Below are 16,578 nucleotides of genomic sequence, written 5' to 3' on the forward strand. Positions count from 1 at the left end.
GCGTGATTTTGTACGCCGTACCCGCTTGTGTCAGCCCCGGCGGGGCTTGCGCGCCTTGCTCTTGCTGGATTTTCCCGCAACCGCCTTCTTGACAGATGCTTTCAGAGACTGGATCGGTGAACGCGCAGCCCGCTCACGCGAAAGGCCCGCTTGCTCCGTGGCAGATGGGGTTGGGCCCTTGTCGGACTTGCGTCCACCGGACCGGCCACCCGCCTTGCGGGCGCCACCAGCGCCTTCTGCGCCCAGGCCCTTGTCTTTCAACGCGCGGCCCAGCAACTCTTCGCCCTCGCGCACCAGGCGGAAGTCGATCTTGCGTCCGTCCAAGTCCACACGGCTGACCTGCACCCGGACCCGCGCGCCGATGGCGTAGCGGATGCCTGTTCGCTCACCACGCAGCTCCTGGCGCGCCTCGTCGAACTTGAAGTACTCGCCGCCGAGCTCGGTGATGTGCACCAGTCCTTCGACATACATCGCGTCCAGCGTGACGAAGATGCCGAAGCTCGTTGCTGCGCTGACCACGCCGCTGTATTCCTCGCCCAGGTGCTCGCGCATGTACTTGCACTTGAGCCAAGCTTCCACATCGCGGCTGGCCTCGTCGGCACGGCGTTCGTTGGCACTGCAGTGCAGGCCTGCGGCCTCCCAGGCCTGGGTGTCGCGGCTTGGCGGTGCTACATCCTTGCGGGGCTTGGTGCCGGGCGCCGCCACGCGGGCCGCCAACCGCTTGGCCAGCTTGGCATGGGCTTCGCCGGGTGTAGGCAAGGACGGCAGCGCGTACTTCGTCTTGCTCAGAATGGCCTTGATGACCCGGTGCACCAGCAGGTCGGGGTAGCGCCGGATCGGGCTGGTGAAATGCGTGTAGGCATCGAACGCCAAGCCAAAGTGCCCACTGTTGACGGGCGTGTAGATGGCCTGCTGCATGGAGCGCAGCAGCATGGTGTGGATCTGCTGAGCGTCGGGCCGGTCCTTGGTTGCCGTGGCGATGGCCTGGAAGTCACCGGGTTTCGGGTCGTCGCCGATCGTCATGCCCACAGCCATGGCCTTGAGGTAGTTGCGCAGGATCTCCTGCTTCTCGGGCGTGGGGCCTTCGTGCACACGGAACAGGCCGGGCTGTCCGCCCTGGGCGATGAAGTCAGCGCTGCACACGTTGGCGGCCAGCATGGCCTCTTCGATGAGTTTGTGTGCATCGTTGCGGGTGCGCGGCACGATCTTTTCAATGCGGCCGTTTTCGTCGCAGACGATCTGTGTTTCGGTGGTCTCGAAGTCCACAGCGCCGCGCGCCTGGCGCGCGATGAGCAGCGCACGGTACACGTCATGCAGGTTGAGCAGGTCCTTCACGCGGTCCTTGCGCTTGCTGGCCTCGGGGCCGCGCGTGTTGGCCAGGATGGCCGCCACTTCGGTGTACGTGAAGCGCGCATGGCTGAACATCACGGCCGGGTAGAACTGGTAGGCATGCACCTCGCCCTTGGCGGTGACCAGCATGTCGCAGACCATGCACAGGCGCTCTACCTCGGGGTTGAGCGAGCAGAGCCCATTGCTGAGCTTCTCGGGCAGCATGGGGATCACGCGGCGCGGGAAGTACACGCTGGTGGCGCGGTCGTAGGCATCGATGTCGATGGCACTGCCCGTCTCCACATAGTGGCTCACGTCGGCAATCGCCACCAGCAGGCGCCAGCCCTTGCTGCGGCCGACCTTGGCGGGCTCGCAGTACACGGCATCGTCGAAGTCGCGCGCATCTTCGCCGTCGATGGTGACCAGGGGCACGTCGGTCAGGTCCACGCGGCGCTTCTTGTCTTGTGCGCGCACCTTGTCGGGCAGCTCCTTGGCCTGGGCGAGACACTCTGCCGAGAACTCGTGTGGCACGCCGTACTTGCGCACCGCGATCTCGATCTCCATGCCAGGATCGTCCACTTCACCGAGCACTTCGGTGATACGCCCCACAGGCTGGCCGAACAAGGCTGGAGGTTCTGTCAGCTCAACCACCACGACCTGCCCGGGCTTCGCGGCGCCCGTGGCGCCTTTGGGGATCAGTACATCCTGACCGTAGCGCTTGTCTTCGGGAGCCACGAGCCACACGCCGCTTTCCTGCAGCAGTCGGCCGATGATGGGCTGGGGCGGGCGCTCAATGATTTCAACGACACGCCCTTCGGGGCGGCCACGGCGGTCCTGGCGGACGATGCGCACACGCACACGGTCCTTGTGCAAGACTGCGCGCATTTCGTTCGGGGGGATATAGATGTCGCCTTCGCCATCGTCACGGATGACAAAACCGTGTCCATCACGGTGCCCTTGCACGCTGCCTTCAATCTCGTCCGACAAATGCGTGGACTGCGTGCCGGGGGTGGTTTTTTTGATATACAATCTTAGACTTTCCTGAAATGCCCAGGTGGCGGAATTGGTAGACGCACTAGTTTCAGGTACTAGCGAGTAACATCGTGGAGGTTCGAGTCCTCTCCTGGGCACCAAGTTTAACGAGAACCAGCGATGGTTTTCAAAATATCGAAGCCGCTGTACACACAGCGGCTTTTTTATTTGCCGATACGTTTTGCCCTCCCTGTTGCGGCCAAAGAATTTTGAACCGACGGCACATTTTTTTGAAAACTCTTCAGAAGCCGAGTTTCTTATCCTATAATTCGAGGCTGATCTGAAAGCCCAGGTGGCGGAATTGGTAGACGCACTAGTTTCAGGTACTAGCGAGTAACATCGTGGAGGTTCGAGTCCTCTCCTGGGCACCAAACACATTAAAAGCCGTTGCAGTTGCAACGGCTTTTTTGTTTTCTGGCCGCCAAAGAAAAACGAGACCACCAGCGATCTCGTCTTGCGTGTTGCGGTAAGCGCTGTGGGCACACACACCGCAGTGCACATGCCCACCCGTCACATCACATCACTTGCGCAGCAGTGTTTTCAGCACATTCTGCAAACGGCGTGCGCTGCCTGCATCGCTGGAGCTGGCCAGCACGCGCGCCACATCCTGCCCCCAGGTCTGTGCAGGCGCAGGATCATTGCGGCGCGTCAGCAGCTGCAACTGCAGCATGCGACGGGCAGCGATGTGCTCCGCCGGAGTGGGCGCCTCAGCCGCCATCTCCAGGCGCAGCAGCGCTTCTGCCGCATCACCCTTGGGGGCAGCCGTCAGCGCTTGCGTCCAGGCGCTGCGCACCGATGCCGTCACACCCGAACCCAGATCTTGTGTGCTGGGCACCAGCGCTGCATCGCGCTTCTCCCAGGCCGTCAACAACTGGGTCAGCGCCTCGCAGTGGGCCTGAGCCGCAAGCTTCTTCAAGGCCAACTGGGCATGCTCCATGGCTTCGCGCTGGGCGCGGAACGCGGTGTCACCCAGGCGGGGGCCGCGGTCCTCGAACGCTGGGCGCTCGCCAAAACGGCCGCCACGATCAGCACGGTCGCCAATGCGGCCATCGCCACGCGGGCCACGGGCGCCATCGCGATCACCCGGACGACCATCGCGGCGGTCGCCTGGACGCGCACCACGGCCAGCGGCCGCAGGCGCATCCTTCTTCATGCCGGGGCGGTCGTCACCGCGCACTGCCACCACAGGCCGGGCAGTAGGCTTAGGTGCTGCGGGCGCTGGCGTGGCAACCTCGGCAACTTCACCACCATCGGGGGTTTCGGCAGATTCACCGGCGCCACCCTCGGTAGCAACCGGGAGAGCGCCTGCCTGCGCCTCTGAATGCGCCTGAGCATCCTTTTGCGCCGTGGCCACAGCTTCTGCCGCCTGGGCCTGACCGCGCAGTGCAGCTTCCAGCGCCTGCATGGCCGCGCGAATCTGCTGCGCATCACCGCTGGCATTGGCAGCCTCCAGGGCCTTGGAAGCCTCCAGCACCACGCGATCGCGTGCGCTCAATTCGGTCACCGCGCGCTCGCGGTCTGCCGACTTGCGGTTGAAGGCTTCATCGATGGGTTTGCGAAACGCATCCCACAGCTTCTGCTCGTGCTTGCGGTCCAAGGGCACGGTTTGCGCCTCAGCCTGCCAGCGCTGCTGCAGCGCCTTGACCGCATCGATGCGCAAAGTGGGGGCCGCACCAAGGGCCATGGCCTCATCAATCATTGCATGACGGCGGGCCAGGCTTTCCTTCTGTGCAGCTTCCAGGGGAGCAGCTGCCATGGAAATCGCCTGCTTCCAAAGGGGTTGCAGTTCCGCAAACAGCTTCTCGCCCACATGGCCGCCTTCGCGCCAGCGATCACCAAACTGGTGGAGGGCACGGTTGATGGCTTTCCAGTCGCCAGAGTTGGCATGTTCCTGCGCCCACGCCTTGACCTCTTCGATCAGCGCCAGGCGTTGGGCCTTGTGCTCAGCGGCTTCGGTGCGGATCTTGTCAAGCCACGCCTCCACCACCTTGTGCGCAGCGTTGCAGGCTTCGTCGAATTTCTTCCACAGGCTGTGGTTGGGAGCCCCGCCCTGGTCTGCCTGTTTCCACTGCTCGCGCAGGTTGCGCAGGGTTTCCTGCATCTTGCGGCCGCCCAGGGCCTGGCCCTCAGGGCGGTTGAGCAAGGCCTCAGCCTTGGCCACCAGGTCTTCGCGCACCTGGTCTGCGCTCCAGCGTTGCCAGCCTTCCAGCTCACCAGCCGCCACCAGGGCCGTATGCACCTGCTGCTCCAGGGCGCTATCGATGTGTTTGCCATGCACCTTGAGCACGGCGCGCAGCGCGGCTGCAGCCCCGGCACTGGCCTTCCCATGACCCTCGGCAGTTTCCTTTTCGAGGACCGCCAAGGCCTCCCGCACACTATGCGCAGCCTTTTCAATCACTTCCGGCGCGACTTTGGGCTTGGCAACACGCGCAGGCTTGGCGGCCGCAGCGGCAGCAGCAGCCTCCGTGGGCAGGCCGCGCGCGGTACGCAGCTCATCCGCCCAGACGGGCACTGGCGGCAGCGGTGCATTGACATCTTCGGCGGCCGCCACAGCCTGGGCCAGTGCGGGCTGGAATGCCTCCCACACCACCAGCAGCTGGGTGCGCGACGCATCGAGCAAGGGGGGGAAACGTGCCTCCACACTGGCCCAGCTGGCATCGCCAGTCAACTCCTGCGCCTGTTCCTGCCAGCGGGCCACATCGGCACGCAACAGCTCCAGCGCCGCCTGAGCGTCACGCCAGGACTTGGTGGAAAGCACTTCGATGCGCTGGGCCAGCAGCACAGCCGCCTCACGCTGCACCTGAACGCGGTGCTGCAGATCCTCGATCACCTTCACGCGATCCGCGACCTGTACCTTGAGCACAGACAAGGGCTCGCGGGACAGCGGTGCGCCCGCCTTGGCGGCATCACGCTGCCATGCCAGGGCATCGGCAATGTTGAGCTTAGGGGCTGCAAGCAGCACCTGCGCTTTTTCAGCCCACTCGGCGGCAATGACCTCCTGGCCCTTGGCGCGGCGGATTTCATCGAGGCGCTCACGCACCGCGCGCGCGGCGCCCTTGTCACGCCCGCTCAACTCTTTGAAAACCTCCTGCAACTGCTCGTGGTCTGGCTGGGTAGCCAGCCAGTCACGAATGCGGGAGGCGCGCTCGCCTGAGGTAGCGGCAGAAAAAGCGCCACCGGTCAGCGCATCAAGCGGATGCGGCTCATGGGTTTTGGCCGGGGCCGGATTCACTTCAGGTGCGTCGGACATTTTGCTGCGGGAAAAAAATGGAAACATGGATCCAATGGATAACAAAGGCGGCCCCGGGCGCACTGCCTGAAGGCCTGCCCCGGCAACTGCGCTGCACGCGCGCCAGGGCAACAAAGCGGCTATTTTCACCGGGTTTGGCAAACAGGCCGCAGCATGGCGGTGTGCCAAGCCCTGGGGGGGTGATCTGGCACAAGGCTTTGCCAGACGGGCTGACATGCTACGGCCCTGCAAGGGTGCCGCCGCTCTAGGGAACAGCCCCCATTATCTATATATAAGGGCCAAGAGCCCAAAAGCACGCCACGCCACAAACAAGAAAGCCCGGCAGACAGGACCTCAAGGCCTGCCTGCCGGGCTTGACGGCTGACACAACGGTCTTTGCCATCGGTCGCAATGCGGAGATGAAGGTCCACATGGCGAGGAGGCAAGGTATTGCCTCCAGGGGTTTGCCGTAGAAGCCGCATCTGCTGCACCAGGACACTGAATGCCCTCGGAGGGAGACTTGGCTTCGTCTGGCGATGCCTGAAATCTACAGGCAACGCAACCTTACCAAAGGCGCCGCCGCAACTCAAACTGGATTCTCAATGGCAAAAAGACCGGCGATTGAATTTGACATACGCACGTAACAACAGCTCGCAAAGTCCCAAGCGCCAGGTCGGCGCACACCCCCTAAAACCTGTGATTTTTTACATATTTTTCATAACTTAATGATCTTAAAAATCAAAATGTTAGTATTGACTAAGCATTTAGTGAACTTCTAGAATCCGCCAGCCCCAAAACGGGCTAGTAAAAACCCCAACCTCGCTGCCGAACCCGGCTAAGTCAAAGCAGGCCTCAAGCACACCAAAGACGTGCGGCCTCACTTGATGGCGTACCAATCCAGGCGATCCGCCGAGACGAGACAGTCCCCGACGACTGCCCGGCTCACTGTGGCGCCTCAGAAAGGAAGAGCTATGACAGCGTCAGGAAAAATAGTCTCCGGCGTGCGGACCTTCGTGGCCGACGTGACCGAAGGTTTTCTTGAAATCACCCACAACAGCTTTGCCCTCATCGGCCTGGCTGTCGCCTTCGTCGTGATCACCCTCACGGCCCGCCCGGACTTGCGCCAGGCTGGTGAAGCACAGTTGATGAACTGGCTGCAGGCCCGCCAAGTGGAAGTGCTTGGCATGCCCATCGAACCAGAAGCCAGTGAGCGCGCCACGGCGGGCAACCCCAAGGACCTGCCCAAAGAGCAGGCTGCCGTCGCCTTCTGGCTCAGCAAGAAGTACCGTGTGGCCCCTGAGCCGCTGAGCGTGCTGGTGGCCGAGGCCTATGAAATTGGCGCAAAGTCCAAGATCGACCCGACGCTGATCCTTGCCATCATGGCCATCGAATCGAGCTTCAACCCGTTTGCACAAAGTGCCGTTGGCGCCCAGGGGCTGATGCAGGTGATGACCAATGTGCACACCGACAAGTACCAGAACTTTGGCGGGCACTTTGCTGCCTTTGACCCCGTGAGCAATCTGCGTGTGGGCGTGAAGGTTCTGCAGGAGTGCATTGCGCGCGCCGGTTCGGTGGAGGGCGGGCTGCGCTTTTATGTCGGCGCAGGCAATCTTGCCGACGATGGCGGCTATGCGGCCAAGGTGATGGCCGAGCATTTCCGGCTGCGCCAGGTCGCCGGTGGCCGGGCCATGCCCACCACGCCACCACCCAACCTCTCTACCCAGGCTCCCGCACAGGTCATCCCGGTGGCCGCACCGCCCGCAACGCCTGCCGCCAGCGGTGACAAAGTGGCCCTGCTCTCCGGGCTCTGACAAGGTTCGCGAGCCCCTGGGGGTAGAAACATCCCTCGGACACACCGCCTCCCATTTCCCTGGCACCTTTGCGCGCGTCACGTCAGCTACACTAGCGAGGTACGCGACTGGCGATAGGCGCGGCATCCAACACAGGGTGCTGCCGCTGACGTGGAAACCGACAAGGGCCTGCCCCTTGTGAACCACTGGGAAGCGTGCCGCACGGGGTTTATCCCTTCTGCGTTCAGCCGTTCGCCTGGGCAGCCCTTGTTTCAAGGGACACAAGTTCATAGGACTGCCAATCATGTACGACCGCAATATTCTTGTCGAACAAACCGACCCCGAACTGTTTGCCGCCATCCAGGCTGAAAACGCCCGGCAAGAGCACCACATCGAGCTGATCGCCAGCGAGAACTATGCCTCCCCCGCCGTGATGTGGGCGCAGGGCACGCAGCTGACCAACAAATACGCCGAAGGCTACCCCGGCAAGCGTTACTACGGTGGCTGCGAGCATGTGGACGTGGCCGAGCAACTGGCCATCGACCGCGTCAAGCAGATCTTCGGCGCCGAAGCCGCCAACGTGCAGCCCCACTGCGGCGCCTCTGCCAACGAGGCGGTGTTCCTAGCCTTCCTCAAGCCCGGCGACACCATCATGGGCATGAGCCTGGCCGAAGGCGGCCACCTGACACATGGCATGCCGCTGAACATGTCGGGCAAGTGGTTCAACGTGGTCTCCTACGGACTGGACGCCAACGAAGCCATCGACTATGAAGCGATGGAAAAGAAGGCCCACGAGACCAAGCCCAAGCTCATCATCGCCGGTGCATCGGCCTACAGCCTGCACATCGACTTTGCGCGCTTTGCCAAGGTGGCCAAGGACGTGGGTGCGATCTTCATGGTGGACATGGCCCACTACGCTGGCTTGATCGCAGCTGGTGTGTACCCCAACCCCGTGCCCCACGCCGACGTGGTCACCTCCACCACGCACAAGAGCCTGCGCGGCCCCCGTGGCGGCATCATCCTGATGAAGGCCCAGCACGAAAAGGCTATCAACAGCGCCATCTTCCCCGGCCTGCAAGGCGGCCCGCTGATGCACGTGATCGCCGCCAAGGCCGTGGCCTTCAAGGAAGCTCTGCAACCCGAGTTCAAGGCCTACCAGGAGCAAGTAGCGAAGAACGCCAAGGTGGTGGCAGAGACGCTGACCGCACGCGGCCTGCGCATCGTGAGCGGCGGCACGCAAAGCCACGTGATGCTGGTGGACCTGCGCGCCAAGGGCATCACCGGCAAGGAAGCCGAGGCCGTGCTGGGCGCCGCCCACATGACCATCAACAAGAACGCGATCCCCAACGACCCTGAAAAGCCGATGGTGACCAGCGGCGTGCGCATTGGCACCCCTGCCATGACCACGCGCGGCTTCAAGGAAGAAGAGGCCCGCATCACGGCCAATCTGATCGCCGACGTGCTGGACAACCCGCGCGACGAAGCCAACATCGCTGCGGTGCGCGCCAAGGTCAATGCCCTGACCGCCCGCTTCCCCGTCTACGGCTAAATCCACAGCCGAAAACCATGAAGTGCCCCTTCTGCAGCCACCTCGAGACGCAAGTCGTTGAAACGCGGGTGTCTGAGGATGGGGTCTTCATCCGCCGCCGCCGCCAGTGCGGCGCGTGCGACAAGCGCTTTACCACCTACGAGCGGCCGGAAGTAAACTTCCCGGCCATCGTCAAGAAGGACGGGCGCCGCATTGAATACGACCGGGGCAAGCTGCTCGCCTCGTTCAACCTGGCTTTGCGCAAGCGCCCCGTGAGCACCGACCAGATCGACAGCGCCATCGAGCGCATCGAGGAAAAGCTGCTCAACCTGGGCCAGCGCGAGGTGATCTCCAGCCGCATTGGTGAGCTGGTGATGCGCGAGCTCAAGAAGCTCGACAAGGTGGCATACATCCGCTTTGCCAGCGTGTACCGCAGCTTTGAAGACATCGACGACTTCCGCGCCATGGTCGACGAAGTGCGCAAGTAAAAGCCTTCGTATTGCTGTCTGCACCGGTGCCGGCTACAGGGCCGGACGATCTCAGGCGATTTTGGCCTCCAGCGGTTATCACACAAGCGCTAACAGCTATAAATAGAGTAGCACCCACATCCACGGGCGACGCATGTGGACCTGTGCGGGCGGGCGCTGTCGCGCGTGCTACACCGCAAAATGCTCCAAAATTAATAGCTGCCCGCGCTTTCTGGACAAACGCTAGGTGCCAATTTGGCTTGAAAATTGGCTTGGTGCGAGCCAGCGCGCGACTCGCCTGTACTCCACAATGCGCCCGGTGAAAACCCGCCACTTCCTGCAGCTGGTGCTGCTGTCCGCCCTGTGGGGCGCCTCCTTTCTTTTCATCCGCATTGCCAGCCCCGTGCTCGGGCCCAACGTGATGGCTGCGCTGCGCATTGGCCTGGCCACGTTGACGCTGATGGGCATCATGCGGGTCGCCAACGAACCCTGGCCATGGCGCCATTGGCGCGAGCTGTTCGGGCTGGGCACGCTCACCGTCGCACTGCCTTTTCTGCTGTATGCCTGGGCGGCCTTGCACCTGCCCGCCGGCTACAGCTCACTGCTCAACACCATGGCCGTGCCCTTTGGCGTGATTGCCGCCGCGTGGATGAAGGAGGACACACTGAGCACGCGCAAGTGGCTGGGTTGCATCTGCGGCTTTGCGGGGGTGGCGCTGATCGTGCAGCTGGGGCCCGTGGAGCCCACGCCTGCCTTGCTGATGGCCGCGGCGGCCTGCATTGCAGCGTCTGCGTGCTATGGCATCTCTACGACGTGGATGAAGCGCGCCACGACGCGAATGTCCCCGTTGTCGATCGCCGCAGGCATCCACGCCGCCGCACTGGTGTTGCTGCTGCCGGGCGCTGCGTGGAGCCTGCCCGAGGCCCGTTTCACACCGGGGGCACTGGCTGCGGTGGCCGTGATGGGCATCGTGACCTCGGGCTTGGCCTACTGGCTCAACCTGCGGGTGCTCAAACATGTCTCGCCCGTGGCAGCGATGAGTTCGGCCTTCATGATCCCGCTGTTCGGTGTGGCCTGGGGCCACATCTTTCTGGGCGAGGCCTTGGGCCCCGGGATGGTGTGGGGCGGAGCGCTGGTGCTGGTGGCCACCGGTCTGGTGACAGGATTCAACCCGCTGCGCTGGCTGGCGGCAATGCGCCCGGGGCGCAGCTAAGAACCAGCACGCGCCTCAGCGGGCCCCGCGCGTGATGCGGTCAGTGGCGGGCACCGGCACCGGGCTGTGGGCGCGGAAGTAAGCCTCCAGCGCATCCAGGTCCAGCCCGCCCACCAGGCGGTCGCGGCCTTCGGCCAGCACGGTGAAGTTGTCCCCGCCGCTGTCCAGGTAGCTGCTCATCACCACGCGCACCTGCGCATCGTCGCGCAGCGGGGTACCGTTCAGCACCATGTGGCTAATACGCGCACCCACTGGCTGGGTGAGGTCATAGCGGTACGAAAACCCTGCAGACACCAACAGCACCCGGGGCCGCTGCACGGTGTTGCTGCCGCTGGCGAACTGCTGCTCCAGCGCCGCCTTGATCTGCGCGCCCGTGAAGGTCTTGACGACCAACTGGTTGCCGAAGGGCTGCACCGCGTAGAGCTGGCCATAGCGCACCAGCCCTTGATCGTCGGGCACCAGGTCAGCGCGCAGGCCACCCGGGTTCATGAACGACAGCTGCGCCCCACCCTGCTCCGGTGCACGCGTGACGTGGAGCTGGGCATCGGCCACCAGGTTGCCCAGCGCGCTTTCGAGCGACGGGGCCGGTGTGCGCCGCAGGGCGCCAGCGGCCTGCCCCACGGGGCGCTGGGCCAGCGGCACGGCAGCCGCGCGGTAGGTGTCGATGACGTTCTGCACCTGCGGATCGGCCGCAAAGGACGGCACGGCCGAGGTCAGGGGCACGTGCCCCTGGCTGCCCGTGAACGCCTCGCCCTGCACGATGACATTGCGCGCAGCTTTGTGCACCACGCGGCGGGTGCGCGTGTCCACCCGCAACTGGATGTCCGTGAGCAGCGTGCCGTACTGGCCCGCGCTGGTCAGCAGAAAGGGCTTGGCCGGGTTCACGCGGCCGTAGTCGCAAACATAGGCCTGGTGCGTGTGGCCCGAGACCACCACGTCCACGGCCGGGTCCAGCCGCTCCAGGATGGGCACGATGTCGCCCGAAAGGCCCGCGCAGCTGGTCTCCTGCACGCCGGCCGTGGTGCCGCCGCCCTCGTGGATGACCACAGCGATCACATCGGCGCCCTGGGCACGCAGCTGCGGAATCAGCGCGTTGGCCGTGGCCGCTTCGTCCTCAAAGCGCAGGCCCGCCACACCCGAAGGGCTGACCATGGTGGGCGTGGCCTGCAGCGTGAGTCCGATCACGCCCAGGGTGACGGTCACTCCACCCTCGGTAAATCGTTTGATGCCGGTGGCAGGCAACAGCGTGCGCCCATCCTCGGTGCGCACGGTGTTGGCGGCCAGGAAGCCGAACCGCGCCCCAACGAAGGGCTGGCTGATCTGGCAGGGCTGGCGCGCAGTGAACTTCTCGCAGCCGCCGTGCTGCAGGCGCAGCAGTTCGCGCCAGCCCCGGTCGAACTCATGGTTGCCCACGGCATTGAAGTCGATCTGCATGGCGTTGACCGCCTCAATGGTGGGCTCATCCAGGAACAGTGACGACAGCAGCGGCGATGCACTCACCATGTCCCCCGCCGAAACCACGGCGTGGTGCGGCCCCCGGGCCTTGAGCGCCGCCATGGCGCTGGCGAAATAAGCCATGCCCCCGGCAGGCACCGAGACCGGCCCCGCCGCAGTCTGGACGGTATGCGCCATGCGCGGCGGCTCCAGGTTGCCGTGCAGGTCGTTGAAGCCAATGAGCGTGATGTCGATGTGCTGAGGGGTTCGCCCATCGCCAGTTGGCAAAGCCGTGCCGCAGCCCGCCAGCAGCGCCCCCAGTGTGGCCACCATCGCGAGTGCGACCTTGCGGCGACCTCGCTGCGATCCCATGAAACCCTGTGCCAACAAGCTGCGCATGGACTACCTCATTCAATCCAAGAAAAAAGGGCGCGCATCGCTGCACGCCCTCTGCGTCACCAGCACCGAAAGCCCGTGCTCCAACCGCAGCGCAGCGCGCCCGTTACAGGAACGATGCCTGGATAGGCGGCACCGGGGGCACCACGTCGCCACACTGCGCGCGATGGCGCAGGGCGTGGTCCATGACGACCAGTGCCAGCAGTGCCTCGGCAATCGGTGCGGCGCGGATGCCCACGCAGGGGTCATGGCGGCCCTTGGTGATGACCTCGGTGCTGTTGCCATGCACATCGATCGATTCACGCGGGCTGATGATGGAACTGGTGGGTTTGATCGCAATGCTCACTTCCAGGTCCTGCCCGGTGCTGATGCCGCCCAGCACACCACCGGCGTTGTTGGTGCGAAAGCCCTGGGGCGTCATCGAATCACCGTGCATGGTGCCCCGATGGGCCACGCTGGCAAACCCAGCGCCGATTTCCACGCCCTTGACAGCATTGAGGCCCATCATGGCGTGGGCAATGTCGGCATCAAGCTTGTCGTACAGCGGCTCACCCAGGCCCACCGGCACGCCGGTGGCCTGCACGCGGATGCGGGCACCGCACGAATCACCGGCCTTGCGCAGGGCATCCATGTAGTCCTCGTACTGCTGCACATCGGCCACGGGGGCGAAGAAGGGGTTGCTGCGCACATGCTCCCAGCTCTCGAACGGGATGGCCAGCTCGCCCAGCTGCGTCATGCAGGCGCGAAACTGTGCACCGTATTGCTGGGCCAGCCACTTCTTGGCCACCGCGCCCGCAGCCACCGTGGGGGCCGTCAGCCGGGCCGACGACCTGCCACCGCCACGCGGGTCGCGGATGCCGTACTTGTGCCAGTAGGTGTAGTCGGCATGGCCGGGGCGAAAGCTCTCGGCGATGTTGCTGTAATCCTTGCTGCGCTGGTCGGTGTTGCGGATCAGCAGGGCGATGGGCGTGCCCGTGGTCTTGCCCTCGTACACGCCGGAGAGGATTTCCACCGCATCGGGCTCGTTGCGCTGCGTGACGTGGCGGCTGGTGCCAGGGCGGCGCCGGTCCAGGTCGGCCTGAATGTCCGCCTCGGACAGCGGCATGCCGGGCGGACAACCGTCAATCACGCAGCCAATGGCCGGGCCGTGGGATTCACCAAAATTGGTGACTGCGAATAGGGTTCCGAAGGTGTTGCCGCTCATGGGGCGGGATTATCCCAGAGCGGCGTGCGCCGCCGTCGCTGGGGCCCTCCACAGAGCAGGCCCCACCCAAGAATGACAGGCACAACATGGGGTTCAGATGAATACTTGCCACAAACGCGCTTGGCAGTGCGGCGCGCACTTGCTAGCATCCATGGACGATCTTTGGGACATCCATGCCCGTTTCAGCCCCGCACACTTCCGGCCCTCCTTCCCACCACGGCATCATGCCGCCAGCCCCTTTGGCCGATGCCCCGTTGCGCAGGGCACTGGATGCCAGCGACAACGCCATCGTGATGAGCAACAGCACCCGGCACGTGGTGTATGTGAATGAAGGATTCACCCGCCTGTTTGGGTTCAGCCCTGCGGAGGTGCTGGGCAAATACCTCAGCGACGTGCTGCTGGGCCCACACTCCGACCCCGGGCTGCTGAGCGAAATCCGTGATGGCATCGACCAGCAAGGGGGCTTTCATATAGAGACGCTGCTGTACAGCAAGGCTGGCCAGCCACGCTGGGTGTCGATGATGATCAATGCCTCGAACGAGGCCTCCGGCGGACCGGGGGGCAGCATCACGGTGCTGACCGACATCACACTCACCAAGATGCACGAGGTGCTTCAAAAGCGCGTGCTGGAGGGCATGGTCAACGAATTGCCGCTCGCCGACCTGATGGCTCTGGTGTGCCGCGAAGTGGAACGCATCGCCCCCGAAGTCACGGCCTCCATCCTGTCCGTGGACGAGCTGGGCCTGCTGCACCCGCTGGCAGCGCCCGGGCTGCCCCCCGCCATCTGCCAGGCGCTGGACGGGGTTCCCATCGGCCCTTGTGCCGGATCGTGTGGCACTGCGGCCTTCCGGCGGGCGCCTGTTGTGGTCACCGACATCACCACCGACCCCTTGTGGGCCGACTACCGCACCCTGTTCGAGCCCAGCGGCATGCGAGCCTGCTGGTCCAGCCCGATCTGTGACCACGCAGGCAAGGTGATTGGCACCTTTGCCTTTTATTTTCGGGAGCCGCGCGCGCCGGACGCGCTGCACCATCGGCTGGTGGACGTGTGCCTGCACCTGTGTGCGCTGGCCATTGAACGCAACGCCACACGCCAGCGCATTCACCAGCTCGCCTTTTTTGATGAACTCACGGGCCTGCCCAACCGCGCCATGTTCCGCAGCAGTGCGGAGCGTGCGCTGGCCAGCCTGCGGCAGGAAGACCACCCTGGTGCGGTGCTTTTCATCGACCTAGACCGCTTCAAGCAGGTCAACGACACCCTGGGCCATGCCGCAGGCGACGCGCTGTTGTGCGAAGTGGCCAAGCGACTCACGCAGTGCCTGCGCGCGCGCGATCTGATCGGCCGGCTGGCGGGTGATGAATTCGTGCTGCTGTTGTCCGAGTGCAGCACTGGGCAAGTCGTGCAGATGGCCCAGAGCATCCTGCAAGAGATGGCCCGCCCCATGGACCTCCACGGGCAAGCCCATGTCTGCCACGCCAGCATTGGCATTGCGATGTTTCCGGACGATGGCGATGCGATCGACACGCTGCTGCGCCACGCTGACCAAGCCATGGTCCAGGCCAAAAGCGACCACCGGCACAGCCTGCAATTGTTCAGCGCCGAAATGAACCGGCGCGCACAGGAGCGCGCCGCCCTGGAACGCGCCTTGCGCCAGGCGCTGACCGACCGCAGCCTGAGCCTGCACTACCAACCCCAGGTGCTCAGCAGTGCGCCTGGCACCCTGCACGGTGTGGAAGCGCTGGCGCGCTGGCAACATCCCGAATGGGGCATGGTGCCCCCCAGCCGGTTCATCCCAGTGGCCGAAGAGGCCGGCCTCATTCACGAACTGACCTTGTGGCTGCTGGACGAAGCCTGTGCGCAGCTGTCGGCCTGGCGTGCAGCTGGCCACAGCGTGCCCTGCGTGGCCGTGAACCTGTCAGGACGCAGTTTTCACCAGGCAGAGTTTGCGCAGCAGGTCTGCGACGCGCTGGAGCGCCACGGCCTGCGCACCAACGATGTGCTGCTGGAGATCACCGAAAGCGTGATGATGGATGCACGGCCGGTAACGCTGGCCAACATCGAGGCGCTGCACCACAAGGGCTTTAAGCTGTCGCTCGATGACTTTGGCACTGGCTACTCCAGCCTGAGCTACCTGCACCGCCTGCCCATCAGCGAACTCAAGCTGGACATGGCGTTTGTGCAAGACCTCACCACCAGCCCCACCGCACGCGCGCTCACGGTATCGGTGCTCAGCATTGCCCACAGCCTGGGCATGGTGGTGGTGGCCGAAGGGGTGGAAACTACAGGCCAGCAGCAATGGCTACAGGCCCACGGTTGCCCTGTGATGCAGGGCTATCTGTTCGGCAGGCCCATGCCACCAGATGAACTGGAAGCCTGGCTTTGCGCGCCTGCGCGGGGCGTGAGTTGAGAACAGCGCTCGGTGTCGCAGACGTCGCAGCGTTCAGCCGCTGCGGGACTCGTCTTCCGGCCAGTCGCGGATGTAGGCCTTGAGCATCTTGTTCTCGAAGTTCTGGCTGTCCACGACGGCCTTGGCCACGTCGTAAAAGCTGATCACGCCCATCAGCATGCGGCGGTCCATGACGGGCATGTAGCGCGCATGGCGGTCCAGCATCATGCGGCGCACTTCGTCCATGTCGGTTTCGAGCGTGCAGGTCAGGGGCGCGTCGTCCATGGCCGAGCGCACCAGCATCGTGCCCACGCTGCCCCCGTTTTTGACCAAGGCCTGGATCACCTCGCGAAAGGTGAGCATGCCCACCAGGTCGCCATGCTCCATCACCACCAGCGAGCCAATGTCGCGCTCGGCCATCAGGCTCACGGCACCCGCCAGCGGCTCGTCCGGCGATGCGGTGTAAAGGGTGTTGCCTTTGACGCGAAGGATGTCGCTGACTTTCATGGTGCAGAGTCTCCGGGGGATCGGGAAGAGTATGTGTGGACCCACAGGCACCAGCACATCCG

Annotated in this window: 10 protein-coding genes, 2 tRNA genes and 1 riboswitch; of the genes, 7 read left to right on the plus strand and 5 right to left on the minus strand. The window is 64.2% G+C overall.

Annotated features, from left to right (window positions below; all coding sequences use genetic code 11):
* Positions 1–30: 30 nt before the first annotated feature.
* On the minus strand, positions 31–2,358 hold the full coding sequence (gene rnr / locus C8C94_RS09600; RefSeq protein WP_121420557.1) for a ribonuclease R: 2,328 nt from the start codon (positions 2,356–2,358) through the stop codon (positions 31–33).
* Positions 2,359–2,377: 19 nt separating this feature from the next.
* Here rnr and C8C94_RS09605 point away from each other — a divergent pair.
* Together C8C94_RS09605 and C8C94_RS09610 are read left to right on the plus strand one after the other, a co-directional pair.
* Positions 2,378–2,462, plus strand: a tRNA-Leu gene (locus C8C94_RS09605).
* Positions 2,463–2,647: 185 nt separating this feature from the next.
* Positions 2,648–2,732 (plus strand) — tRNA-Leu (locus tag C8C94_RS09610).
* 149 nt (positions 2,733–2,881) lie between these two features.
* Here the strand turns inward: C8C94_RS09610 and C8C94_RS09615 are convergent.
* Positions 2,882–5,638: a DUF349 domain-containing protein gene (locus C8C94_RS09615; protein WP_121420558.1), complete on the minus strand. Its 2,757-nt coding sequence runs from the start codon at positions 5,636–5,638 to the stop codon at positions 2,882–2,884.
* 923 nt (positions 5,639–6,561) lie between these two features.
* On the opposite strand from C8C94_RS09615, the gene C8C94_RS09620 reads away from it, so the two are divergent.
* The 4 genes from C8C94_RS09620 (at position 6,562) to C8C94_RS09635 (ending at position 10,588) form a co-directional block, all read left to right on the plus strand.
* The gene (locus tag C8C94_RS09620; RefSeq protein WP_055394774.1) at positions 6,562–7,401 is read left to right on the plus strand and encodes a lytic transglycosylase domain-containing protein; all 840 of its coding nucleotides are present in this window, start codon (positions 6,562–6,564) and stop codon (positions 7,399–7,401) included.
* 93 nt (positions 7,402–7,494) lie between these two features.
* Positions 7,495–7,649: riboswitch (ZMP/ZTP riboswitch) on the plus strand.
* A 35-nt stretch (positions 7,650–7,684) separates the two neighbouring features.
* On the plus strand, positions 7,685–8,929 hold the full coding sequence (gene glyA / locus C8C94_RS09625) for a serine hydroxymethyltransferase (protein WP_121420559.1): 1,245 nt from the start codon (positions 7,685–7,687) through the stop codon (positions 8,927–8,929).
* Positions 8,930–8,946: 17 nt separating this feature from the next.
* Positions 8,947–9,396, plus strand: a complete 450-nt coding sequence (gene nrdR, locus C8C94_RS09630; RefSeq protein ID WP_055394770.1) for a transcriptional regulator NrdR — start codon at positions 8,947–8,949, stop codon at positions 9,394–9,396.
* A gap of 289 nt (positions 9,397–9,685) precedes the next feature.
* Positions 9,686–10,588 carry a DMT family transporter gene (locus C8C94_RS09635; protein ID WP_121420560.1) on the plus strand — a complete coding sequence of 301 codons (903 nt, stop codon included), beginning with the start codon at positions 9,686–9,688 and terminating at the stop codon, positions 10,586–10,588.
* Positions 10,589–10,603: 15 nt separating this feature from the next.
* On the opposite strand, the gene C8C94_RS09640 is transcribed toward C8C94_RS09635, so the two are convergent.
* Entirely contained in the window at positions 10,604–12,421 is a 1,818-nt protein-coding gene (locus C8C94_RS09640; protein ID WP_233573439.1) for a bifunctional UDP-sugar hydrolase/5'-nucleotidase, read from the minus strand.
* A 103-nt stretch (positions 12,422–12,524) separates the two neighbouring features.
* The gene (gene aroC, locus C8C94_RS09645; protein WP_055394766.1) at positions 12,525–13,622 is read right to left on the minus strand and encodes a chorismate synthase; all 1,098 of its coding nucleotides are present in this window, start codon (positions 13,620–13,622) and stop codon (positions 12,525–12,527) included.
* Between the two features lie 173 nt (positions 13,623–13,795).
* Here aroC and C8C94_RS09650 point away from each other — a divergent pair, with 173 nt between their 5' ends.
* Positions 13,796–16,030 (plus strand): EAL domain-containing protein, encoded by a 2,235-nt coding sequence (locus C8C94_RS09650; RefSeq protein ID WP_233573440.1) that lies wholly within the window; start codon positions 13,796–13,798, stop codon positions 16,028–16,030.
* Between the two features lie 33 nt (positions 16,031–16,063).
* Here the strand turns inward: C8C94_RS09650 and C8C94_RS09655 are convergent, their stop codons facing one another.
* Complete coding sequence (locus C8C94_RS09655) at positions 16,064–16,516, minus strand: CBS domain-containing protein (protein ID WP_055394762.1); 453 nt, start codon at positions 16,514–16,516, stop codon at positions 16,064–16,066.
* Positions 16,517–16,578 lie beyond the last annotated feature (62 nt).

The sequence above is a fragment of the Acidovorax sp. 94 genome (genome assembly GCF_003634645.1).
Taxonomy (GTDB): Bacteria; Pseudomonadota; Gammaproteobacteria; order Burkholderiales; family Burkholderiaceae_C; genus Acidovorax; species Acidovorax facilis.